The sequence below is a fragment of the Pseudomonas sp. 2995-1 genome, from assembly GCF_002742505.1.
GTDB lineage: Bacteria > Pseudomonadota > Gammaproteobacteria > Pseudomonadales > Pseudomonadaceae > Aquipseudomonas > Aquipseudomonas sivasensis.
On record NZ_LJSA01000458.1, the window covers coordinates 22,065 to 45,416 of the forward strand.

The following is a 23,352-nucleotide window of genomic DNA, read 5'->3' on the forward strand; positions in this document are numbered from 1 at the left end:
TTAAATTCTGCGGACGCGATGCGATCGTTGTGGGAGTGGGCAAGCCCCCTCCCACAATGGATCTGCGCAAGACTTAGGCAACCGTGATGCGCCAGATTCCAAACGGCATCTGCGGATCAAGGCGTGTCCATTGGGTCTTGCCATACCAGGTCCAGCGATGGCCGTTCATCAGGTCTTCGCCTTGGGTCTGCGCATCATCCGGCAGCCCCAGTTCCCACAGCGGCAACTCAAAGTGCGCTTCCTGGGCGTTGAATGGATCGAGGTTGATCGCCACCAGAATGAAGTTACTGCCATCCTCACTGCGCTTGCCGAAGTACAGGATGTTGTCATTCCAGGCGGTGTAGAGCTTCAACCCCAAATGCGTCTGCAACGCCGGATTTTGCCGGCGGATACGGTTGAGCTGGGCAATCTCGGCAATGATGTTGCCGGGCGCGGTGAAGTCCCGTGGGCGGATTTCATATTTCTCCGAGTCCAGATATTCCTCTTTGCCCGGCACCGGCGCTGATTCACACAGTTCAAAACCGGAATACATGCCCCACAGGCCCGAGCCCATGGTCGCCAGCGCGGCCCGGATCAAAAAGCCTGGGCGGCCGGACTCGTGCAGGAAGGCTGGGTTAATGTCCGGCGTATTGACGAAGAAGTTCGGCCGGTAGCACTCGCGCCACGGCGACTGGTTCAACTGAGTGAAGTACTCGCTCAATTCAGCCTTGGTATTGCGCCAGGTGAAGTAGGTGTAGCTCTGGGAATAACCGACCTTGCCCAGCCGCGCCATCATCGCAGGCGTGGTGAAGGCTTCAGCCAGGAAGATCACCTCGGGGTACTTTGAACGCACATCGCTGATCAGCCATTGCCAGAACGGCAGCGGTTTGGTGTGGGGGTTGTCGACGCGAAAGGTCTTCACGCCCTCTTCCACCCAGCCCACTACGATGTCGCGCAACTCCGTCCAGAGACTGGGAATCGCGTCCGCCGCATAGAAGTCGACGTTAACGATGTCCTGGTACTTTTTCGGCGGGTTTTCCGCGTATTTGATCGTCCCGTCCGGACGCCAGTTGAACCAACCCGGATGCTGCTTGAGCCACGGGTGATCCTGGGAGCACTGGATGGCAAAGTCCAAGGCGATTTCCAGGCCATGATCGGCGGCAGCCTGGACCAGGCGGCGGAAATCATCGCGACTGCCCAGTTGCGGGTGGATGGCTTCGTGGCCGCCCTCCTCACTGCCAATGGCGTACGGGCTGCCCGGATCGTCGGGGCCGGCGGTGAGGGAATTGTTCTTGCCCTTGCGGTGGCTGCGGCCGATGGGGTGGATCGGCGGGAAGTACAGCACGTCGAAGCCCATGTCATGGATCATCGGCAGGCGTGCGTGCACATCGTTGAAGGTGCCGTGACGGGCCGGATCATCAGTGATCGAGCGCGGAAACAGCTCGTACCAGCTGGCGAATTGCGCCGCTTCACGCTCCACATCAATCGGGTATACGGCACTGATGCTCAAATAGGCGCGGTGATCGGCCTGAGTCATCAAATGTGCACTGTCTTCGTGCAGAAACAGTGCGACCTGCTCGGTTTCCAGCAGGCCGGACAGTTCGTGGTGCAGCAGCATCAAGCGATCGCGCAGTTCGTTGTCACTGCGTTCGGCGGCCTGCAACACCAGGCTGCGGCCTTCCTGCAACTCCAGGCTGACCGGCACACCGGCCTCGTGCTTTTTGCGCAGCTCGTAGCAAAAGCTGGCGAAGGTATCGATCCAGGCTTCGATGCAGTATTCGTGAGGGCCCTGGTCGGTGACGGTAAACGCGCCCTCCCAACCGTTGTTGCCCACATCCGCCATCACCACGCTGTGCCAGCTTTCGTCCTGCAGCGGGCGCCAGCGGATCAATACGGCGAGTTTGTCGTGGCCATCGGCGAACACCTTGCTGGTCACGGTGACCCGCTGGCCCACTGCGGCCTTAACGGCGAATTCACCGCCATCAATCACAGGCATGGTGCTTTCGATTGCAATCCTGGGCAGCAACAGCGCCTGGGACAGCGGCAATAAGGAAACATCTGGAACCTGAGTTTCAGCAGTCATCGAGCATCTTCCCCTTACGCCCTGTGGACGCTCTTTGCTTGATCCGAATTCTGAGACGGCGACGCTCTCCCTGAGCAGGGCCGTAATAGGTCCGAGCCTGAGGCTTGGTCAAAAGTTCAGGTGGATGTTCCGCCATTGAGCGGGGAATCAAATCGCCCGGGCGGTTGTCCACCGGTAGAGCAAAGCACAAAGGAGGCCACACCGATGAATATCCCGATCCCGGCTGAAACCCCTGATCCTAATATCGACAATCCGACCCTGCCGCCCACCGAACCGGAGCCGATTCCAGAAAAAGAACCACCCGAAAATGAGCCGCCACCGGTGGAAGAGCCGCCGACAACCATGCCCCCTGTGATCGTCAGTCCTTCTCGAAACGCTTGACGATTTTCGGCATCACACTGAACACCGCCAACGCCAGCAACGTACTCAGGACCGCTGTCGATTCCCGGCCCAACCCGGCCGAGACCCCAATCGCAGCGGTCATCCACAGGCCGGCGGCGGTGGTCAGGCCTTTGACATGCCCCTCTTCATCATCCTTGCCTTTGATGATCGTGCCTGCGCCGAGAAAGCCGATCCCCGCGATCACGCCCTGCACCACGCGACTCATAGCATCCGCCTGATTACCCGACATCTGCGGCACCATCACAAACAGCGCGGCGCCCAACGCCACCAGCATGTGGGTCCGTACCCCGGCGGCCTTGCCCTTGCTCTCGCGCTCAAACCCCAGGATGCCGCCGAGTACGGCGGCGATCAGCAGGCGCACCGTGATCTGGGTCAGTTGTTTGGCATCGCCGATATCGGCGAACTCGGCCTGCAGGGTTTGCCACACTTCATGCCACCAAGCGTCCATGGATCCTGTCCTTTAAAGAAGCGGTTAAGTCATGGACAGCGCCTACCGCCAGTCAGTTGCCTTGAACCACGCCACGGCACCATCCCCTAAGGTTCATAGCCGATGAGAAAGGAGTTCGACATGACCCTGCGTATTGAAAACCACCTGTGCTATTTCACGCTCGACGACAATGGCCAGGAACAGAGCGTCCCCGCCACCCGAGTAAAGATATTGACGGACGATGACAAGTCCATGTCCTACGTAGAACTTGCGGGCGAGCGCACCTACATCACCGAAGCTGAAGCAGACGCCTTGACCGTCGAAGGCGCGACAGACGGACGCAACCATGTGAAGGCCACGGAGCCTGGTTCGTTGATTTGATTGATCTGTATCATTAACGCTGAAATGCCCCTGCACCCCAGGCGCGCCGGGGTGCAGCAGATTGTCGCAGAGCTCACCACACGGACCATCTGATCCGCTTTTTATCGCGCTAGCTGAGTCTGTTATGCAAACAGTCCCCGGCCCATAGTTCATCCGCCTGATGGAGGCTGATGAGCGAACGACCATGAGCGAACGAATCCCAACCGTGGAAACCTTTGAGCCCATACACCCAAAGAAGGTGAAGGCCAAATCCAGCGACACCCTGATCCATACCCGCAGCTTCACCGGACTGTTCCGCACCTTGCGCGTAGCCGGTGCCGGCTTTCTGTTCCTGGCGTTTTTCGGCACCGTGTGGCTGAACTGGGGCGGGCGCCAAGCCGTGCTGTGGGATCTGGCGGAAAGCAAATTCCATATTTTTGGCGCGACGTTCTGGCCCCAGGATTTCATCCTGCTGTCGGCGCTGCTGATTATCTGCGCCTTCGGCCTGTTCGCGATCACCGTGTTCGCCGGCCGCGTGTGGTGCGGCTATACCTGCCCGCAAAGCTCGTTCACGTGGTTGTTTATGTGGTGCGAAAAGGTCACTGAGGGCGAGCGTAACCAACGCATCAAGCTGCAAGCCGCGCCCTGGAGCCTCAACAAACTGGCAAGGCGCTCGGCCAAGCACACGCTGTGGCTGGGTATCAGCGTGCTGACTGGGCTGACCTTTGTCGGCTACTTCACGCCTATCCGCCCGTTGGCCGAGGAACTGCTGACTTGGCAAATGGGGGGCGTGAGCCTGTTCTGGGTACTGTTTTTCACCGCCGCGACCTACATCAATGCCGGTTGGCTGCGTGAGGCGGTGTGCATGCACATGTGTCCGTATGCGCGGTTCCAGAGCGTGATGTTCGATAAAGACACCCTGACCATTTCCTACGACAGCGCCCGTGGCGAGAACCGTGGCCCGCGCAAACGCGAGGTCAAGCCGGCCGATGTCGGCCTGGGTGACTGCATTGACTGCCACCTGTGCGTGCAGGTCTGCCCCACCGGCATTGATATCCGCGATGGCCTGCAAATGGAATGCATCGGCTGCGCGGCCTGCATCGACGCCTGTGATTCGATCATGGACAAAATGGGTTATGCCCGTGGTCTGGTGAGCTATACCAGCGAGCATCAACTGCAAGGCGGCAAAACCCGTCTGCTACGGCCCCGTCTGATCGGCTACAGTGCGGTGCTGCTGGTGATGATTGCCGCGCTGGTAGTAGCACTGGTGGAGCGGCCGATGGTGTCGCTGGACGTGACCAAAGACCGTGGCATGTTCCGCGAAAACGCCCAGGGCCAGATCGAAAACATCTACAGCCTCAAGGTCATCAACAAGACCCAGCAACGCCAGGATTATCGGGTGGAGCTCGTGGAGGCCGACGGCTTCCAACTGCAAGGCAAGACCGAGATCAGCCTGGCGCCGGGGGAAATCATAGATGTGCCGGTGTCGGTGGCATTGCTCGCGGAGAAACCCGCGAGCAGTTCCCAGACATTGCGCTTCAAAGTGATGGATGTAGATGAGCCAGGGATCCATAGCGTTGCCGACAGCCGCTTTGTGGCGCCGTTGAACCGCTGAGATCTATCTAAATCAGTGAGAATCCAATGTGGGAGCGGCTTACCTCCTCCCGGATTGGATCTGCGCTCGTATAAACATTGTTAAGGCCCCTATGAAACGCTACGAAAAATTCGCCGAAGACATTGCCGAACTGATCCGCTCTGGCGTCCTGGGGCCTGGCCAACGTGTGCCGTCGGTGCGCTACGCCAGCCAAACCTACGGCGTCAGCCCGTCCACGGTGTTCCAGGCCTATTACCTGCTGGAACGCCGCGGCCTGATCCGTGCGCGGCCGCGTTCCGGCTACTTCGTCAACACCCATGCGCCGAGCCCGTTCTCTGAGCCGGCGGTGAGCGAGCAGGTGCACGAGTCCACCGAGGTGGATGTCAGCGAGTTGGTGTTTTCCGTGCTCGACTCGATCAAAGACCCCAATACAGTGCCCTTCGGCTCGGCGTTCCCAAGCCCCATGCTGTTCCCGCTGCAACGCCTGGCCCGATCCCTGGCCAGCGCCAGCCGTGAAATGGACCCGCGCCTGGTGGTCACCGACATGTCGCCGGGCAATCCGCAGTTGCGTCGACAAATTGCCCTGCGCTACATGGTCGGCGGCCTGATGCTGCCGATGGAAGAACTGCTGATCACCAATGGCGCCCTGGAAGCCCTGAACCTGTGCCTGCAAGCCGTGACGGAACCGGGCGATCTGGTGGCCATCGAGGCCCCGGCGTTCTATGCCTGCCTGCAAGTGCTGGAACGCCTCAAGCTCAAGGCGGTGGAGATTCCGGTGCACCCGCGCGACGGCATCGACCTCAGCGCCCTGGCGCAAGCCCTTGCGCGCTATCCGATCAAGGCCTGCTGGACCATGACCAGTTTCCAGAACCCCATGGGCGCAACGTTGCCGGAAGAAAAGAAGCAGGCACTGGTTGAGCTGTTGCGCAGTCACCAGGTGCCGCTGATTGAGGACGATGTGTACGCCGAGCTGTATTACGGGCAACAGGCGCCCAAGCCGGCCAAAGCCTTCGACACCGAAGGACTGGTGATGCACTGCGGTTCCTTTGCCAAGAGCCTGGCGCCCGGCTACCGCGTCGGCTGGGTCGCCGCCGGGCGCTATGCGCAAAAGGTCGAACGTCTCAAGCTGATGACCTCGCTGTGCCCGTCGATGCCAGCCCAGGCGGCGATTGCCGACTACCTGCAACATGGCGGCTATGACCGCCACCTGCGCAAATTGCGTTATGCCCTGGAAGAACAACAAAGCGCCATGCTCGCCGCCATCGCTCGGTATTTCCCGGCGCAAACCCGCGTCAGCCAGCCGGCCGGAGGGTATTTCCTGTGGCTGGAATTGCCGGAACAAACGGACTCATTGAAGTTGTTCCAGATGGCGCTGGCGCAAGGCATCAGCATTGCACCGGGGCCGATTTTTTCGGCGACCCAGCGCTTCAGAAACTGTATTCGCCTGAACTATGGCAGCCCGTGGACCGAGGCCTCGGAGAAGGCGATGGAGACGTTGGGGCGGATTGTGCGGTCGTTTTGAGGGAGGGGGGTTGCTCTTTCTGACGCCATCGGGAGCAAGCCCCCTCCCACATTTTGATCGGGTTCACACAGTCCAAGTGTGGGAGGGGGCTTGCTCCCGATGGCGCCCGCACAGACGCTACCGACTCAACGGCCGCCACCCAAATCTAAAAAAGTCCCGGTGGCATACGACGCCTTATCCGACAACAACCAGATAATCGCTTCCGCCACTTCATCCGGCCGCCCTCCACGGGCCATGGGAATGCCGGACTCCAGCTTGCTGACCCGATCCGGATCGCCGCTGAGGGCGTGGAAGTCGGTAAAGATATAGCCGGGGCGTACTGCGTTGACGCGGATACCCTCACCTGCCACTTCTTTGGACAGGCCGATGGTGAAGGTGTCGAGGGCGCCCTTGGAGGCTGCATAGTCCACGTATTCACCCGGCGAACCCAGGCGCGCCGCCACCGAGGACACGTTGACGATGCTGCCACCCTGCCCGCCATGTTTGGGCGACATGCGCAACACCGCGTGCTTGGCACACAGGATCGGCCCCAGCACATTGGTCCTCATGATGTTAAGGATGCGGAATTCGGACATCTCATCGACCCGAGACTTGTGCGCCACGGTGCCGGCATTGTTGACCAGGGCGGTCACGCGGCCCAACTCGGCGTCGACGCGATGAAACAACGCAATCACTTCATCTTCGATGCTGACATCAGCTCGCACAGCAATCGCCTGGGCACCCAGGCCACGGACCTGTTCCAGTACGCCCAGGGCGGCTTTTTCATCGGAGCGGTAGTTGATGCAGATGCGATAGCCTTCGCGCGCCGCCAGCAGTGCCGTTTCGGCGCCAATACCGCGACTGCCCCCGGTGATGATGACAACTTTGTCCATGCGTACGGTCTCCTGATCCAACCTGGCGTTAGGGTTGGATCCGATACTAACCGTCAGGCACTGTTTTTGTCAGGCGCCTGTGCGTCCTCGGCCCGCAGAATATCCGCCATGAAACCATCGGCCGGCAGCGGATGCCCCAGCAAGTAACCCTGCAGGGAGTTACAGCCCAGCCGCGTGAGGAAACTCTGCTGCACGTCCGTTTCCACGCCTTCGGCGACAATCCGCAATCCCAAGGCCTGGCCGAGGGCAACGATGGCCGAAACGATGGCGGCGTCATCGCTGTCGTGCTCAAGGTCGCGCACAAAACCGCGGTCGATCTTCAACTCGTTGGCCGGCAGGCGCTTGAGGTACATCAGGCTGGAATAGCCGGTGCCGAAGTCATCGATGGACAGGTCGACGCCCATGTCCGAGAGCTGCTGCAACACCGTCATACTCGCGTCGGCATCGCTCATGGCGGTGGTTTCGGTGATCTCCAGGGTCAGGCTGTTGGCCGGCAACTGATGACGATCAAGGGCGTCGGCCACACTCTTGACCAGCCCCGCATGGCAGAACTGCAACGCCGACAGGTTCACGGCGATGCGCCAATGCTCATAACCCAGCGCGTACCACACGCTCATCTGACGGCAGGCTTCATTAAGCACCCATTCGCCGATGGGAATGATCAAGCCAGTCTTTTCCGCCAGTTCGATAAAGGTGGCCGGCAACAACAGGCCCTGCTGCGGATGCTCCCAGCGCACCAGCGCTTCGGCGCCCACCGCAATACCACTGACCGCATCGAACTTGGGCTGGTAGTACAAGCGAAATTGCTCTTGGTCGAGGGCGTTGCGCAGGTCCTGCAACAACTGCAATTGCTTGCGCGCATTGGTGTTCATCGACACGTCGAAAAAGCTGTAGCCGTTCTTGCCCATGCCCTTGGCGTGGTACATCGCGGCGTCGGCGTTCATCAACAATTCCTGGGGGTTGCCACCGTTACCTGGGAACACAGCGATGCCGATACTGGCCGAGATTTTCAGCTCATGCTCGGCCACCTGGAATGAGCGGTTGATCAGCCCGACCTGCCGCTCGGCCAAGCGCAGGGCATCGTCTGGCTGGCTCAGTTGCACCAACAGCACAAATTCATCACCGCCGATGCGCGCCAGGGTGTCATGGCCGCGCAAGTCTTCGCGCAGGCGCAGGCCGACTTCGCGCAGCAACTGGTCGCCCATGTGATGGCCAAAGGCATCGTTGACTGGCTTGAAGCCATCCAGGTCGATAAACATCAAGGCGAAGCAACCGCCCTGCTCGTTAACCGCCTGTATGGCCTGTTGAATCCGATCGGCCAGCAACGTGCGGTTAGGCAGACCGGTGAGCATGTCATGCAGGGCCAGGTGGGTCAGTTCCTGATTGGCCAGGCTGAGGGAGTCGGCGAGCACCGCGGTGCGGGCCTCCAGCCGCGCGTCGAGCAACGAGGTCAGCAATGCGATGGCAAGCACCGCCAGGGTGGTGACCAGCACCAGGTTATCCAGGCCCTTGCCGGTCAACCCGTCCAACGCGGCAGCGCAGTAGCTGTCATCGGCAAAGCGTGCCGCGGCCATTCCGGTGTAATGCATACCGACGATGGCAAACCCCATCACCACCGCCGCCCCGCCGCGTGCCAGGCGTACGTACGGCGTGTTGCGCCGCAGGTTGAAAGCTATCTGCAAAGCGGCGCCCGAGGCCACGACCGCTATTAACAGAGAAGCTCCAAACAAGGTGGGGTCGTAGTCGATACCGGGGGTCATGCGCATCGCGGCCATGCCGGTGTAATGCATGGTGGCAATGCCGGTGCCCATGACCAGCGCGCCAAACACCAATTGCCAGGCGGGCAAGCGCGGCTGGCTGACCAGCCATAAGGCAAAACCACTGGACATCACCGCGATCAACAACGACAGCGCAGTAATGCCAATATCAAAGCCCAAGGCAAACGGCAGGCGCAGGGCCAACATGCCGATGAAGTGCATCGACCAGACGCCCACGCCCATGGCCAATGCCCCGCCGGCCATCCACAAATAAACCGCGCGGCCCTTGGCGGTCGCAATGCGGCCGGTCAGGTCCAGCGCGGTATAAGAGGCCAGGATCGCGACGCACAGGGAGATCACGACGAGGGAGGTTGAATAACTACCGATGAGCATGGGATTTCTCGCGGGCAACAGTTTTGAGACGTCCGTGCCAGGGTGGCAAAGCGCGCGATTGTAGCGAGATTAATTCTGGTGCAGGTGATTAATTATCATAGGGCCATCACCTGTAATTTGACGTCAAACTACTGGCTTTGAAACAGCTAAAAACCACCGATTTCACAGGGCTGAACTCGGTCGAAAATGTGGGAGAAGGCTTGCCTGCGATCGCGGTTCTTCTCTGTAGATATCCGTTACTGGAGTAACGGATATACCCCCCAAAACGTTGCAATCACAGACACAAAGACTTAGTCCTTGCCACCAATCTCAGTCTGCCCATCCCAACCGCCCCCCAACGCGGCAATCAGTTGCACGCTGGCTACCAACCGGCTCTGCAGCAGCGTTAACACCGTGCGTTCATTGCTGAGTGCGGTCGCCTGTACCGTCACCACATCCAGGTATGCAATCAACCCCGCCTTGTACTGGTTCTGAGTCAAGCGCAGGGATTCGCGCGCCGCTTCCAGGGCTTCGTTACTGACCACCGCCTCGTCTTCCAGCACCTTGAGTTGCACCATGTAGTTTTCCACTTCACGGAAGCCGTCGAGCACTGTCTGGCGGTACTTGGCCACGGTCTCGTCGTAGGACGCCACAGTGCGGTCGACTTCCGCCGAGCGCTGGCCGCCGTCGAACAAGGTCATGGCCAGCTTCGGGCCCACTGACCAGAAGCGGTTTGGCAGGCTGATCCAGTCAGCGTACGTGCTGCTGGAATAACCACCGGCCAGGCTCAGGCTCAAGTCCGGGTAGTAGGCGGCCTTGGCCACGCCAATATTGGCGTTGGCAGCGATCACCGAGCGCTCGGCCGAGGCGATGTCCGGGCGGCGCTCCAGCAACTGCGACGGCAGGCTCACCGGAATCTGTGGCAGTGCCGGGATGTCCTTGCTCACGGCCAGGTTGAAGTTGGCCGGCGCTTCGCCGATCAATACCGCAATGGCGTTTTCCAGCTGCGCACGCTGCCAGATCAGGTCGATCAGACTCGCCTGGGTGCTCTTGAGCTGGGTTTGCGCCTGGGCCACCGCATCTTTGCCGGAGACACCAGCGCGGTATTGGTTTTCGGTCATTTGCAGGGAGCGCTGGTAAGTGTCCAGCGTGGCTTGCAGCAAGCGGGTCTGTTCGTCCATCACGCGCAATTGCAGGTAGCTCTGCACCAGTTCCGATTGCTGGCTCAAGCGCATGGCCGCCAAGTCCGCCGAGCTGGCTTCGGCGCTGGCTTCATTGGCTTCCAGACCACGGCGCAATTTGCCCCAGATGTCGGCCTCCCAGCTCACGCCCAATTGCGCGTTGAGGGTGTCGCGGATACCACTGCTGGAACTGCTGAGGCTCGCGCTGCTGCTGCCGGTGCCCTGGCTGGCGCGGGTTTTACCGGCGCTCAGGTCGACCGTCGGGTAAAACGCCCCGCGCGAACTGCGCACCAGAGCCTGGGCCTGGCGAAAACGCGCCTCGGCCTGTGCCACCGTCTGGTTAGCCGTATTCAGGCGCACCACCAGGTCGTTGAGCTGGCGGTCGCCGTACAACTCCCACCAAGCGCCACGAGCCAAGGAATCACTCGGCGTGGCCTGACGCCAGCCCTGGGCCTCCTTGAATTGCACGGGTTCGATAACATCCGGGCGCTTGTAGTCCGGGCCGACGGCGCAGGCGCTGAGCAATACGCCGCAAAGCACCAGGCTCGCGACACGGGAACCGCGGGTCATGGCCAATTTGGCAAAGGTTGAATCGGTCATAGCGCAGTGTCCAGGGCAGCATCGGTACGCACGCCGCGCCATTTATTGAAACGATGGCGCGCGCGGTCGAGATAAAGGTAAACCACCGGGGTGGTGTAAAGGGTCAGGACCTGGCTGAAGACCAGGCCGCCAATGATGGTCAGGCCCAGGGGGCGACGCATTTCGGCGCCGTCGCCGGCGCCGAGCAGCAAGGGCAAGGCACCGAGGATGGCCGCCAGCGTGGTCATCAGGATCGGCCGCAGACGCAACAGGCAAGCGCTGCGAATCGACTCCAAGGGGCCCAAGCCGTCGTTACGCTCCAGTTGCAGGGCCAGGTCGATCATCAGGATTGCGTTTTTCTTCACCACGCCGATCAGCAGGAACAGCCCCAGCAAGGAGATCAGGCTGAACTCGCCCCCTGTCAGGTAGATCGCGAGCATGGCGCCGACGCCGGCCGACGGCAGGGTCGAGAGGATCGTCAGCGGGTGAATGTAGCTCTCATACAGAATGCCCAACACCAGGTACACCGCCACGAGCGCGCCGAGGATCATGAACGGCTGGCCTTTCTGGGTGGCTGCGAAGGCATCGGCAGTGCCGGCCATCTTGGCGATCACGTCTTCGGGCAAACCGACCTTGGCAATCGCCCGTTCGATGGCGGCCGTGCCCTGCTCCACCGTCACCCCTTCGGCCATGTCGAAGGCGATGTTTTCCGAGGCGAACTGGCCTTCGTGACTGACCCGGTCATCGGCCAGGCTGTTCTCGTAATGGGCAATGGTCGACAACGGCACCCGCGCGCCATCGGCAGTAATCACCTGCATCTGGTTGAGGGTGATCGGGTCCTGGGCGTATTTGGGGTTGACCTCCATGACCACCTGATACTGGTTAAGGCTGTCATAGATCGTAGAAATCTGCCGTTGGCTGTAGGCGTTGTTCAACACCCCGGTGACCATGTCCATGTCGATGCCCAGGCGCTTGGCCTGGTCGCGGTCGACTATCAGCGTGACCTGGGCTGCGCCCCGGCCTTCACGGGCGTCGATGGCGGTGAGTTGCGGCAGTTCACGCAACGCAGCGACGACTTTCGGGTACCACAGGCGCAATGCGGCCAGATCACCGCTTTGCAGGATGTAGGAGTACTGCGCGCTGGTCTGGTCGCGGCTGCCGCCAAATTGCAGGTCTTGGTCAGCCATCAGGAACAGGCGCCCGCCCGGCACCAGCGGCACTTCCTTGCGCAGGCGCTCGATCACCGCCTGGGCAGAAATCTTGCGTTCGCTGATGGGCTTGAGGCGTACCAGCATTACCGCGTTGTTGGTGCCGTTGTTGCCGCCGATAAAGCCCGCCACGCTGAGCACCGCCGGGTCCTTGAGCACCGCCTTGCGGAAAGTCTCCATCTTCGGCTGCATCACGCTGAACGACAGCCCGTCATCGCCGCGCACAAAGCCGATTAACTGGCCGGTGTCCTGCTGGGGCATAAAGGTTTTTGGCACCACTACGTACAACGCCACGTTCATGCCGATGGTCAGCAACAAGCTGAGCAAGGTCAGGCGTCGATGGCGCAGTACCCAGTCCAGACTGGTGGCATAACCGGCAACCATCCGGTCGTTGATCCTCTGGCTCCAACGCTGCAAACCGGTCATCCGGTCTTTGACGTGGGGCTTGAGCCAGCGGGCGCAGAGCATGGGGGTCAAGGTCAGCGAGACAATCAACGACACAATGATCGCTGCGGACAAGGTGATGGAAAACTCGCGGAACAGGTTGGTGACAATCCCGCCCATAAACAGAATGGACAAGAACACCGCCACCAGCGACACGTTCATCGACAGCAAGGTAAAGCCGACTTCCTGGGCGCCCAAGTACGCCGCCTTCATGGGCGGCACACCATCGTCGATATGCCGGGAAATGTTCTCCAGCACCACAATGGCATCGTCCACCACCAGGCCGGTGGCCAGGATCAACGCCATCAGCGAAAAGTTGTTCAGCGAGAACCCGTACAAGTACATCACCGCGAAAGTGCCCACCAGCGACACCGGCACCGCCAGGGTCGGGATCAGCGAGGCGCGGAAGTTACCGAGGAACAGGTAAACCACCAGAATCACCAGCCCCACGGCAATCAGCAGGGTCATCTCGGCTTCGTGCAAGGTGGCGGTGATGACCGGCGAGCGGTCCATGGCCAGGCTGAGCTTGACGCTGGACGGCAGCACCGCCTGCAACGCCGGCAGTTGAGCCTTGATCTGTCGGACGGTCTCGATGATGTTGGCGCCGGACTGGCGGTTGATCACCAACAGCACCGCCGGCTCGTTGTTGAAGAAGCCGCTGTTGTAGCGGTCTTCAACGCCGTCGCTAATCTTCGCCACATCCGACAGGCGCAAGGCCGCGCCATTCTGGTAGCGAATCAGCAGCGGCTCGTAGTCCTTGGCTTTTTCCAACTGGTCATTGGCCTGGATCTGCCAGTTGCGCTCGCTGTCTTCCAGCGACCCCTTGGGCCGCCGCTGGTTGGCGTTGGCAATGGTGTTGCGCACATCGTCCAGAGCCACGCCGTACTGGTCGAGGGCCTTGGGCTCCAGCTCGATGCGCACCGCTGGCAGGGAACTGCCGCCGATCTGCACTTCGCCCACACCCGGCACTTGGGACAGGCTTTGGGACAGGATGGTCGAGGCCAGGTCGTAGAGCTGGCCCTTTTGCAACACGTCCGAGGTCAGCGACAGCACCATGATCGGCGCCTGGGACGGGTTGATTTTCTTGTAGGTGGGCATGCTGCGCATGCCGCTGGGCAGCAGGTTGCGTGACGCGTTGATCGCCGCCTGCACTTCACGCGCCGCGCCGTTGATATCACGGTCGGAGTCAAACGCCAGGATCACTCGGGTAGAGCCCTGGCTCGACGAACTGCTCATGGTGGTGATGCCGGCAATCGCGCCAAAGGAGCGCTCCAGCGGCGTGGCCACCGTGGACGCCATCACCTCGGGGCTGGCACCCGGCAAGCTTGCCGAGACCACGATCACCGGGAAGTCGATCTGCGGCAGCGGCGAGACCGGCAACAGGTTAAAGCTCACCCCGCCCAGCAGCATGATCGCCAGGCTCAGCAGCAGGGTCGCTACCGGTCGGCGGATGAAAGGTCCGGACAGGTTCATGACTCAACCGGCTCCAGGCTTTGCGGCTCTTTGCGCCAGCGACGACCCAGGCGATCGAAATACAGGTAAATCACCGGCGTGGTGAACAGCGTCAACACCTGGCTCACCAGCAGGCCGCCGACCATCACCAAACCCAGCGGCTGGCGCAATTCAGCACCGGAGCCGGTGGCCAGCATCAGCGGAACCGCACCGAACAGCGCGGCCAGGGTGGTCATCAGAATTGGCCGGAAGCGCAACAGCGCGGCCTGGTAGATCGCGGTCTGCGGGTCGAGACCCTGGTTGCGTTCGGCGTCGAGGGCGAAGTCGATCATCATGATCGCGTTCTTTTTCACGATACCGATCAGCAGGATGATGCCGATGATCGCGATCATGCCCAGGTCATTACCACTGAGCAGCAGGGCCAGCAATGCCCCCACCGCCGCCGAAGGCAAGGTCGACAGGATGGTGATCGGGTGGATATAGCTCTCGTAGAGCACGCCGAGCACGATGTACATGGTGACCACCGCCGCCAGGATCAGCAGCAAGGTGCTCGACAGCGAGGCTTCGAACGCCTGGGCTGCGCCCTGGAACTGGGTCTGCACGCCCACGGGCATGCCGATGTCTTTCTGCGCCTGGTTGATCAGCTCCACGCCCTTGCCCAGCGCCACGCCGGGAGCCAGGTTGAACGACATCATCACGGCCGGAAACTGGCCGATATGGGCAATGGCCAACTGCGCCTGACGCTGCTCCACACGGGCCAAGCTCGACAGCCGCACTTGGCCGCCGTCGGTGGTTTTCACATGGATCTGGTTCAGTGCATCCGGGCCGAGGGTCTCGCCGGACTGGGCCTGTAACACCACGCGGTATTGGCTGGCCTGGGTGTAGATGGTGGAAATCTGGCGTTGGCCGAAGGCGTCGTACAGCGCGTCGGTGATGGTCGACACACTGACGCCCAGGCGCGAGGCCGCATCGCGGTCGATCACCAGGTACACCTGCAGGCCTTTGTCCTGCAGGTCGCTGGCGACGTCGGTAAGCTCCGGCAACTGGCCGAGGGCGTGCACCAGCTTGTCACTCCACAGCGCCAGCAACTCAGAGTCCGGGGAGGACATGCTGAATTGGTACTGGGTGCGGCTCACACGGTCTTCGATGGTCAGGTCCTGCACCGGCTGCATAAACAGGCGGATACCCACCAACTTGTCGATTTCCGGTTGCAGACGCGTGATTACCTGGGCTGCGCTCAAGTCGCGCTGGCCGTGGGCCTTGAGGTTGATCAGCAAGCGTCCGCTGTTGAGGGTCGCGTTATCGCCATCCACACCGATGTAGGACGACAGGCTTTCCACCGCCGGATCCGCCAGGATGATTTTGGCCAACGCCTGCTGGCGCTGACTCATGGCCGCAAAGGAAATCGACTGCGGCGCCTCGGAAATACCCTGGATCACCCCCGTGTCCTGCACCGGGAAAAAGCCCTTGGGCACCACCAGGTACAGCACCACGGTAAGACCCAACGTGGCGATGGCCACCAGCAGGGTCAGCGGCTGGTGCTTGAGCACCCACTGCAACTTGCGCCCGTAGGCTTCGATCATCCAGTCGATCCAGGCGCCGCTGGCCTTGTAGAAGCGGCCCTGTTCTGCCTCTTTCGGCTCACGCTTGAGCAACCGCGCGCACATCATCGGCGTGAGGGTCAGGGACACCACCAGGGAAATCAGGATCGCCACCGCCAGGGTGATGGCAAATTCGCGGAACAGACGCCCCACCACATCGGCCATGAACAGCAGCGGAATCAGCACCGCGATCAGCGAAAGGGTCAGGGAAATCAGGGTGAAACCAATCTGCTTGGCGCCCTTGAGGGCGGCGGCCAGGGGGGTCTCGCCTTCTTCGATGTACCGGGAGATGTTCTCCAGCATCACGATGGCATCGTCCACCACAAACCCGGTGGCGATGGTCAAGGCCATCAGCGTGAGGTTGTTGATGGAGAACCCAGCCAGGTACATCACGCCGAAGGTGCCCACCAGAGACAACGGTACGGCGATGGACGGAATAATCGTGGCGCTGACCCGGCGCAGGAACAGGAAGGTCACCATCACCACCAGGGCAATGGCGATCAGCAATTCATGTTGTACGTCCTTGACCGAGGCGCGGATGGTCTGGGTGCGGTCGGTGAGGACGGTGACGTCGAGGCCGGCAGGCAGATTGTCGGTGATGCTCGGCAGCAACGCCTTGATGCGGTCCACCACCTCAATGACGTTGGCACCCGGCTGGCGCTGGATGTTCAGCAGCACCGCCTGGTTTTCATTGGCCCAAGCCGCGAGGCGCTCGTTTTCGGCGCCGTCGACGATCTGTGCCACATCTTTAAGGCGCAACGGCGCGCCATTGTTGTAGGCCAGGATCAGTTCGGCGTATTGCTGGGGCGAGACCAACTGGTCGTTGGCGTCAAGCATCGACACCCGGGTCGGGCCGTCGAAGTTACCCTTGGGTTGGTTGACGTTGGACGCCGCGATCAAGGTGCGCACATCCGACAAGTTCAGGCCATTAGCCGCCAGGGCTTCGGGGTTGACCTTGATCCGCACGGCCTGACGCTGGCCACCAGCGATGCTGACCATGCCGACGCCACTGATCTGGGCAATTTTCTGCGCCATGCGCGTGTCGACCAAGTCATTGAGCTTGGGCAGCAACATGGTCTTGGAGCTGATGGCCAGGGTGAGCACCGGGGTATCCGCCGGGTTGACCTTGTTGTACACCGGCGGCGCCGGCAGGTCCTTGGGCAGCAAATTGGTGGCGGCATTGATCGCGGCCTGCACCTGTTGCTCGGCGACATCCATATTAATGTCGAGGTTAAAACGCAGGGTCAGTACCGAAGCGCCGCCGGAACTGGTGGACGCCATCTGGGTCAAGCCGGGCATCTGCCCGAACTGGCGCTCAAGGGGCGCGGTAACCGCGCTGGTCATCACGTCGGGGCTGGCGCCGGGGTAGAGGGTCATCACCCGAATGGTCGGGTAATCCACCTGGGGCAAGGCCGAGACCGGCAGCAAGCGGTACGCGATGATGCCGGCCAGGACAATGGCCAGCATGCTCAGCGTGGTGGCGACCGGGCGAAGGATAAACAGCCGCGACAGGTTCATGCGCCGACCTTTTGCGCCTTGCCAGCGTCAGCGCCGGTCTCCCCTTTCGCTGCCGGTTTGCCTTGCAGGTGCTCAGTCGGGGTGGTCGGGACTTCAGTGCTGTCGTTGACCACTTCGATTTCGCTGCCTTCCTTGAGGCGGTCGGTGCCTTCCAGCACCACACGGTCGCCAGCGACCAAGCCTTCCTTGATCACGGTGTTTTCACCGTCGGTATCACCGACCACAAGGGGCTGTACCTTGACCTTCTTGTCGCCATCAAGCTTGTAGACAAAGGTGCCCGCATTGCCGAACTGAATCGCGGCGGACGGCGCCAGCACCACGTTGTGCAGGGTGTCGGCCAGCAGGTGCACGTTGACGAACTGGTTGGGGAACAGCGCTTTGTCCTTGTTATCGAAACGCGCTTTGAATTTCAGAGTGCCGGTGGTGACGTCGATCTGGTTGTCCAGGCTCTGCAACACGCCGACGGCCTGCTGTTTCACGTCGCCACGGTCCCAGGCTTCCACGGGCAGTTTGTTGCCAGCGTGGTAACGGGCGAGCACGGTTTCCAGGGTGTTTTCCGGCAGGGTAAAGGCCACGCTGATCGGCTGGGTCTGGGTGATCACGGCCAGGGCGGTAGTGTCGTTGGCGGCCACCAGGTTGCCGACGTCGAGCTGGCGCAAGCCGACGCGACCGGCGATCGGCGCGCGGATCTTGGTGAATTCAAGGTTGAGCTTGGCGTCGTCGACCGCGCCCTGATTGGTCTTGACCGTGCCTTGGTATTGCAGGACCAGCGCTTCGGCGGTGTCCAGGGTCTGCTTGGCGATACTGTCCTGGGCATACAACCCACGATAGCGTTCCACATCGACCTGGGCGTTTTTCAGCTGGGCCTGGTTCTGCATCAGCGTGCCCTGGGCCTGGAGCAAGGCGTTCTGGTAGCTGCGCGAGTCAATCTCGGCCAGCAGATCACCGGCCTTGACCATCTGCCCTTCTTCAAAGGCGATCTTCATCAATTCCCCGCCCACCCGGCTGCGTACATTAATGGTGTTGAGCGCAGTAACAGTGCCCAATGCCTTGTAGTACACCGGAAACTCTCCCAACACCGCCGGCGCCACGCGCACCGGTATCGGGCCCGTGGAACCGCCGAAACCAGGGCGTGCCATGCCGGTTTTGCTGGTGTGCCCGGCCGGTGCGTCTTTTTGGGCCGCGCCGCCGGGCCAGAATTTCCAGCACAGACCGGCGATAACCAGCAGCACAAGCAGGCCGAACAGCCAGCGACGGGAGTTGCGGGGGGAGGATTGCATGGAATGATCAACCATTGGGCGCGAGAGCTTCTTCTTTGGGAGGCTGAAAGATAAGCACTGGGGCGCATTAAGAAAAGCGCCTTTACCGGCTATTTACCTTGGGCTTACAACTTTTAACGTCTGGGTCTAGTCCGTCGGCTATTTGCCTAAACGTCTGAAGCACAAATGAAAACGGCCTGGACTAGGCCAGGCCGCAATCATGTATCACGCGTGTTACTGCAAAACGACAGCATCCACGCAAACAGTTACTTCAGAACAGCCAGAACGGCTTCGTAGTTTGGTTCTTCAGCGATTTCAGAAACCAGTTGGGTGTGCAGGACGTTGTTGTTTTCGTCCAGAACCACCACGGCGCGGGCGGTCAGGCCGCGCAGCGGGCCATCAGCGATTGCCACGCCAAAGTCCTGAGCGAAAGCAGGATCGCGGAAATCCGACAGGTTCTTCACGTTTTCCAGGCCTTCGGAGCCGCAGAAGCGTGCTTGGGCGAATGGCAGGTCGGTGGAGATGCACAGTACAACGGTGTTGTTCAGTTCGTTGGCCTGGGCGTTGAACTTGCGAACCGACGTCGCGCAAGTCGGGGTATCAACGCTTGGGAAGATGTTCAGCACTTTGCGCTTGCCGGCGAAGGTCGCCAGGGTTGCGTCCGACAGGTCGTTGGCAGTCAGGATGAAGTCTGGAGCCTGGGTGCCGACTTGCGGCAATTCGCCTTCAACCTTGACCGCGTTGCCTTTAAGGGTGACTTGAGCCATGAACAGAATCCTTATGCTGGGTTTAGTTAAACGAATTCGAGATGCGGAAGTTAACCACAAAGTGCCGTGCCTACCTACCGCCAGACACAAATTGTCATGCCCACAGGTTGTGGTTTAATTGCGCGCTTTTCGCCTGCCCTTAAAGGAAACCGTCGTCGATGAATCCGCCTGCCACCAAAGTTCTGGTCATTGGTTATGTCTGGCCGGAGCCGCGTTCTTCGGCCGCTGGTGGGCATATGATGCAGATTCTTGAGACCTTTCTTACGCAAGGTTGGGACATTACCTTCAGCAGCCCTGCTGCACTCGGCGAGCACAAAGCCGACCTGCTCGCCCTGGGCATTGCCGAATGCGCCATCGAGCTCAATAACAGCAGTTTCGACGACTTTATCCGCGAGCTTGCTCCGGATATCGTGCTGTTCGACCGTTTTATGATGGAAGAGCAGTTCGGCTGGCGCGTGGAGAAGTGTTGCCCCGACGCATTGCGCGTGCTGGAAACCTGCGACCTGCAAAGCCTGCGCGACGCCCGCCAGCAACGGCTCAAGAACCACCTTAAGAGCCATCCCGACAGCGACGACTTCAGCACTCTGTTTGCGCCCGCCCTGGAAGATGAGTTCCAACTGATGGCCGACACCGACGTGGCCAAGCGCGAGATCGCGGCGATTTACCGCTGTGACATCAACCTGATGATCTCCGACGTGGAAATGCGCCTCCTGACCGAGCAGTTCAAGGTGCCGGCCGCCCTGCTCCACTGGTGCCCGCTGATGCTGGAGCCCGTGACCGAAAACTTCGTCCCGTTTGACGACCGCGCGCATTTCCTCAGCATCGGCAACTTCCGCCACGCGCCCAATTGGGACGCTGTGCTGTGGATGAAGAACAGCCTGTGGCCGCTGATTCGACAACAATTACCCGGCGCGCAGCTGCATATCTATGGCGCTTACACCCCACCCAAGGCCACCGCCCTGCATAACCCGGCCCAGGGCTTTCATGTGATGAACTGGGCTGAAGATGCGCTACAGGTGATGAGCGCAGCACGCATCTGCCTGGCCCCCCTGCGCTTCGGCGCGGGCATCAAGGGCAAACTGGCGGACGCGATGCTGTGCGGTACGCCGAGCATCAGCACGCCGATCGGCGCCGAGGCCATGGGCGATGAGCAACCATGGCCAGGCATGATCGAAACCAGCGCGCCTGCCTTGGCCGCCGCTGCCGTGGCTTTGTACCAGGACCGCGAGCGCTGGACCCAGGCCCAGGAAGACGGCCGCCAGTTGATTGCCCGCCGCTATGACCAGAACGTCCACGGGCCTGCGCTGGTGGAATGCCTGGAGCACTGCCGTCGCCACCTCGCCGCCCATCGCCGCGACAACTTTACCGGCAGCATGCTTCGCCATCACGCCCACAAAAGTACCCAGTACATGTCCCAGTGGATCGAGGCAAAAAACCGCGTGCTGTAAACACCGACGCTGGCAGGGTCGCGCACAAGGGGGCATTATTCGGGTCGCAACCAACAATAAAAGCGACGGCAGCATGACCCGAGCAGCGCGAATCACCGACCCTTCCTACGAGCTGATGGACGATCACAACGGTCTGTCCATCATCTATCGCCAGCATGGTTTCCCCTGTCCGCTGGTGCGCTGGCATTTCCACAAGGAATACGAACTGCACCTGATCGTCGCCAGCTCGGGCAAGGTGTTTATCGGCGACTACATCGGTAATTTCTACCCTGAAAGCCTCTTCCTCACCGGCCCCAACCTGCCCCATAACTGGATCAGCCAGGTGGAAGAAGACGAGGTGGTGCCCAAGCGCGACATGCTGGTGAACTTCACCGATGAATTACTGGAAAACGGCAGCCATATCTTCACCGAGCTGAAAACCCTCACCCCACTGCTGGAACGCGCCCAGTACGGCATCGAGTTTCGTTGCAGAAAGACCATTGCCCAGGCCATGACCCTGATGCAACGCATCGAGGACGCCCAGGGTATGGCGCGCCTGGGGCACTTCTTTATCTTGCTGGAAGTCTTGAGTACCTGTGAGGACTACCAACTGCTGTCCGGCGTGACCACGCCGCAACTGGCCGATGAACACAGCATCGACCGTACCAACCGGGCGGTGGATTACATCTTCGCCCACTACGCGCGGGAGTTGCCGCTGGAGGAAGTGGCGGAACACCTGGGCATGAAGCCCACGTATTTTTCCCGGGTGTTCAAGCAGGCCACCGGGCGCACATTTATCGAATTCGTCAACAGACTGCGCATCAGCAAGTCATGCGAGTTACTGGCAGATGGCGACAAGGCCGTCACCGATGTGTGCTTTGAGTCGGGTTTCAACAATATCTCCAACTTCAACCGACGTTTTCAGCAGCTTAAAGGCATGACCCCTTCCCACTACCGGCGCCTGGCGGTGCAACGGCTGACCGAGCAGAACCTGGCTTGAAGGTTTCAAAGGCTGTGTGACCGAGTGCAAAAAAGTATCAGTCCAAGTGCTCCCAAGGATTTGTCACAACCCCATTTGAAGGCTGTAATCAACGCACACTCTTCCTGACTCCTCGTAGGAAGACACAACAACAATAACTGTCCTTCTGTAGCCCCTGGGCGCGGAAATGGAGTGCGCGATGAAGTTCACAGCAAAAGCACTGCTTGTCTCCACCTGCATGACAACCTGCATGACCCTCAGCGCCGTCAGCTTTGGCGCGCAGACCCTGACCATTGCCACCGTCAACAACAGCGACATGATCCGCATGCAAAAGCTCTCGAAGACCTTCGAGGCCGAGCATCCAGAGATCAAGCTGAATTGGGTGGTGCTCGAAGAAAACGTGCTGCGCCAACGCCTGACCACCGACATCGCCACCCAAGGCGGACAGTTCGACGTGCTGACCATTGGCATGTACGAAGCCGCACTCTGGGGCGCCAAAGGCTGGCTGGAACCGATGAAGGATCTTCCGGCTTCCTACGACCTCGACGACGTTTTCCCTTCTGTGCGTGACGGTTTGTCCGTCAAAGGCTCGCTGTACGCCCTGCCGTTCTACGCTGAAAGCTCGATCACGTATTACCGCACCGACCTGTTCAAGGACGCCGGGCTGACCATGCCCGAGCATCCGACCTGGACCCAGATCGGCGAATTCGCGGCCAAACTCACCGACAAAACCAAAGAGCAATACGGCCTGTGCCTGCGCGGCAAAGCCGGTTGGGGTGAAAACATGGCGCTGATCACCACCCTGGCCAACGGCTATGGCGCGCGGTGGTTCGATGAAAAGTGGCAGCCTGAATTCAACGGCCCCGAATGGAAAGACGCGCTTAACTTCTACGTCGACAACATGAAGAAATCCGGCCCGCCGGGTGCGTCCAGCAACGGTTTCAACGAAAACCTGGCGCTGTTCAACAGCGGCAAGTGTGCAATTTGGGTCGACGCCAGCGTGGCTGGCTCGTTTGTCACCGACAAGTCCCAGAGCAAGGTGGCCGACAGCGTAGGCTTCACCTTCGCCCCCCACGAGAAGACCGACAAAGGCACTTCGTGGCTGTACTCCTGGTCCCTGGCGATCCCGACCAGCTCCAAGGCCAAGGACGCCGCCAAGGTGTTCACCAGTTGGGCAACCTCCAAGGAATATGGCGCATTGGTCGCCAAGACCGACGGCGTGGCCAACGTACCGCCTGGCACCCGCAAGTCGACCTACAGCGACGAGTACATGAAGGCTGCACCGTTCGCCAAGGTGACCCTGGAATCGCTGAAAGTCGCCGACCCGACCAAACCGACGCTCAAGCCGGTGCCGTATATCGGTATCCAGTTGGTGACCATTCCTGAGTTCCAGGCGATTGGTACCCAGGTCGGCAAGTTCTTCTCCGGTGCGCTGACCGGTCAGCAAACGGTCGATGCTGCACTGACCGCCGCGCAGACCACCACCGAGCGTGAAATGAAGCGGGCGGGTTACCCCAAATAACCCGGGTCTCACCACAGTCAAATGTGGGAGGGGGCTTGCTCCCGATA

At 60.6% G+C, this 23,352-nt stretch carries 16 protein-coding genes; 7 read left to right on the forward strand and 9 right to left on the reverse strand.

The annotated features are described in order from the left end of the window. Nucleotides 1-73: 73 nt before the first annotated feature. Nucleotides 74-2,062, reverse strand: coding sequence for an alpha-1,4-glucan--maltose-1-phosphate maltosyltransferase (locus AOA61_RS24025; protein ID WP_099602871.1), 1,989 nt, complete (start codon nt 2,060-2,062; stop codon nt 74-76). 204 nt (nt 2,063-2,266) lie between these two features. On the opposite strand from AOA61_RS24025, the gene AOA61_RS31595 reads away from it, so the two are divergent. Next, complete coding sequence (locus tag AOA61_RS31595) at nt 2,267-2,443, forward strand: hypothetical protein (RefSeq protein WP_163033259.1); 177 nt, start codon at nt 2,267-2,269, stop codon at nt 2,441-2,443. Here the strand turns inward: AOA61_RS31595 and AOA61_RS24030 are convergent. Beyond that, entirely contained in the window at nt 2,421-2,912 is a 492-nt protein-coding gene (locus tag AOA61_RS24030) for an MgtC/SapB family protein (protein WP_032886852.1), read from the reverse strand. The genes AOA61_RS31595 and AOA61_RS24030 overlap by 23 nt on opposite strands. Before the next feature lie 120 nt (nt 2,913-3,032). On the opposite strand from AOA61_RS24030, the gene AOA61_RS24035 reads away from it, so the two are divergent. From AOA61_RS24035 to mapR, 3 genes are all read left to right on the forward strand, one after another. Then, nucleotides 3,033-3,272 carry a DUF3203 family protein gene (locus tag AOA61_RS24035; protein ID WP_032886853.1) on the forward strand — a complete coding sequence of 80 codons (240 nt, stop codon included), beginning with the start codon at nt 3,033-3,035 and terminating at the stop codon, nt 3,270-3,272. A gap of 184 nt (nt 3,273-3,456) precedes the next feature. Further along, nucleotides 3,457-4,866 carry a cytochrome c oxidase accessory protein CcoG gene (gene ccoG / locus AOA61_RS24040; protein ID WP_099602872.1) on the forward strand — a complete coding sequence of 470 codons (1,410 nt, stop codon included), beginning with the start codon at nt 3,457-3,459 and terminating at the stop codon, nt 4,864-4,866. A gap of 91 nt (nt 4,867-4,957) precedes the next feature. Next, nucleotides 4,958-6,367, forward strand: coding sequence for a GntR family transcriptional regulator MpaR (mapR, locus tag AOA61_RS24045; RefSeq protein WP_099602873.1), 1,410 nt, complete (start codon nt 4,958-4,960; stop codon nt 6,365-6,367). A gap of 125 nt (nt 6,368-6,492) precedes the next feature. Here the strand turns inward: mapR and AOA61_RS24050 are convergent, their stop codons facing one another. The 7 genes from AOA61_RS24050 to tpx form a co-directional block, all read right to left on the reverse strand. Then, nucleotides 6,493-7,239: an SDR family oxidoreductase gene (locus AOA61_RS24050; RefSeq protein ID WP_032886857.1), complete on the reverse strand. Its 747-nt coding sequence runs from the start codon at nt 7,237-7,239 to the stop codon at nt 6,493-6,495. 53 nt (nt 7,240-7,292) lie between these two features. After that, on the reverse strand, nt 7,293-9,389 hold the full coding sequence (locus AOA61_RS24055; RefSeq protein ID WP_095185863.1) for a bifunctional diguanylate cyclase/phosphodiesterase: 2,097 nt from the start codon (nt 9,387-9,389) through the stop codon (nt 7,293-7,295). Between the two features lie 290 nt (nt 9,390-9,679). Then, nucleotides 9,680-11,149, reverse strand: coding sequence for an efflux transporter outer membrane subunit (locus tag AOA61_RS24060; protein ID WP_099602874.1), 1,470 nt, complete (start codon nt 11,147-11,149; stop codon nt 9,680-9,682). After that, nucleotides 11,146-14,253: an efflux RND transporter permease subunit gene (locus tag AOA61_RS24065; RefSeq protein WP_032886862.1), complete on the reverse strand. Its 3,108-nt coding sequence runs from the start codon at nt 14,251-14,253 to the stop codon at nt 11,146-11,148. The genes AOA61_RS24060 and AOA61_RS24065 overlap by 4 nt, the downstream gene beginning before the upstream one ends. Beyond that, nucleotides 14,250-17,351 carry an MdtB/MuxB family multidrug efflux RND transporter permease subunit gene (locus tag AOA61_RS24070; RefSeq protein WP_032886863.1) on the reverse strand — a complete coding sequence of 1,034 codons (3,102 nt, stop codon included), beginning with the start codon at nt 17,349-17,351 and terminating at the stop codon, nt 14,250-14,252. The genes AOA61_RS24065 and AOA61_RS24070 overlap by 4 nt, the downstream gene beginning before the upstream one ends. After that, the gene (locus AOA61_RS24075; protein WP_099602875.1) at nt 17,348-18,646 is read right to left on the reverse strand and encodes an MdtA/MuxA family multidrug efflux RND transporter periplasmic adaptor subunit; all 1,299 of its coding nucleotides are present in this window, start codon (nt 18,644-18,646) and stop codon (nt 17,348-17,350) included. The genes AOA61_RS24070 and AOA61_RS24075 overlap by 4 nt, the downstream gene beginning before the upstream one ends. Nucleotides 18,647-18,876: 230 nt before the next feature. After that, nucleotides 18,877-19,377: a thiol peroxidase gene (tpx, locus tag AOA61_RS24080; protein WP_095185866.1), complete on the reverse strand. Its 501-nt coding sequence runs from the start codon at nt 19,375-19,377 to the stop codon at nt 18,877-18,879. Between the two features lie 158 nt (nt 19,378-19,535). On the opposite strand from tpx, the gene AOA61_RS24085 reads away from it, so the two are divergent. The 3 genes from AOA61_RS24085 to AOA61_RS24095 all read left to right on the forward strand — a co-directional run bounded on the left by AOA61_RS24085 (nt 19,536) and on the right by AOA61_RS24095 (nt 23,305). Further along, a complete protein-coding gene (locus tag AOA61_RS24085; protein ID WP_099602876.1) occupies nt 19,536-20,825 on the forward strand; it encodes a glycosyltransferase in 1,290 nt (429 codons plus the stop codon). A gap of 73 nt (nt 20,826-20,898) precedes the next feature. Continuing rightward, nucleotides 20,899-21,804 (forward strand): AraC family transcriptional regulator, encoded by a 906-nt coding sequence (locus tag AOA61_RS24090; RefSeq protein ID WP_099602877.1) that lies wholly within the window; start codon nt 20,899-20,901, stop codon nt 21,802-21,804. Between the two features lie 178 nt (nt 21,805-21,982). Further along, nucleotides 21,983-23,305, forward strand: coding sequence for a sugar ABC transporter substrate-binding protein (locus tag AOA61_RS24095; RefSeq protein WP_032886869.1), 1,323 nt, complete (start codon nt 21,983-21,985; stop codon nt 23,303-23,305). Nucleotides 23,306-23,352 lie beyond the last annotated feature (47 nt).

Coding starts and splice junctions, on each gene's coding strand:
- AOA61_RS24090 (WP_099602877.1), top strand. CDS start 20,899: ATGACCCGAGCAGCGCGAATCACCGACCCTTCCTACGAGCTGATGGAC.
- AOA61_RS24070 (WP_032886863.1), bottom strand. CDS start 17,351: ATGAACCTGTCGCGGCTGTTTATCCTTCGCCCGGTCGCCACCACGCTG.
- AOA61_RS24055 (WP_095185863.1), bottom strand. CDS start 9,389: ATGCTCATCGGTAGTTATTCAACCTCCCTCGTCGTGATCTCCCTGTGC.
- AOA61_RS24065 (WP_032886862.1), bottom strand. CDS start 14,253: ATGAACCTGTCCGGACCTTTCATCCGCCGACCGGTAGCGACCCTGCTG.
- AOA61_RS24050 (WP_032886857.1), bottom strand. CDS start 7,239: ATGGACAAAGTTGTCATCATCACCGGGGGCAGTCGCGGTATTGGCGCC.
- AOA61_RS24030 (WP_032886852.1), bottom strand. CDS start 2,912: ATGGACGCTTGGTGGCATGAAGTGTGGCAAACCCTGCAGGCCGAGTTC.
- AOA61_RS24085 (WP_099602876.1), top strand. CDS start 19,536: ATGAATCCGCCTGCCACCAAAGTTCTGGTCATTGGTTATGTCTGGCCG.
- tpx (WP_095185866.1), bottom strand. CDS start 19,377: ATGGCTCAAGTCACCCTTAAAGGCAACGCGGTCAAGGTTGAAGGCGAA.
- AOA61_RS24075 (WP_099602875.1), bottom strand. CDS start 18,646: ATGGTTGATCATTCCATGCAATCCTCCCCCCGCAACTCCCGTCGCTGG.
- AOA61_RS24025 (WP_099602871.1), bottom strand. CDS start 2,062: ATGACTGCTGAAACTCAGGTTCCAGATGTTTCCTTATTGCCGCTGTCC.
- AOA61_RS24035 (WP_032886853.1), top strand. CDS start 3,033: ATGACCCTGCGTATTGAAAACCACCTGTGCTATTTCACGCTCGACGAC.
- mapR (WP_099602873.1), top strand. CDS start 4,958: ATGAAACGCTACGAAAAATTCGCCGAAGACATTGCCGAACTGATCCGC.
- AOA61_RS31595 (WP_163033259.1), top strand. CDS start 2,267: ATGAATATCCCGATCCCGGCTGAAACCCCTGATCCTAATATCGACAAT.
- AOA61_RS24060 (WP_099602874.1), bottom strand. CDS start 11,149: ATGACCGATTCAACCTTTGCCAAATTGGCCATGACCCGCGGTTCCCGT.
- ccoG (WP_099602872.1), top strand. CDS start 3,457: ATGAGCGAACGAATCCCAACCGTGGAAACCTTTGAGCCCATACACCCA.
- AOA61_RS24095 (WP_032886869.1), top strand. CDS start 21,983: ATGAAGTTCACAGCAAAAGCACTGCTTGTCTCCACCTGCATGACAACC.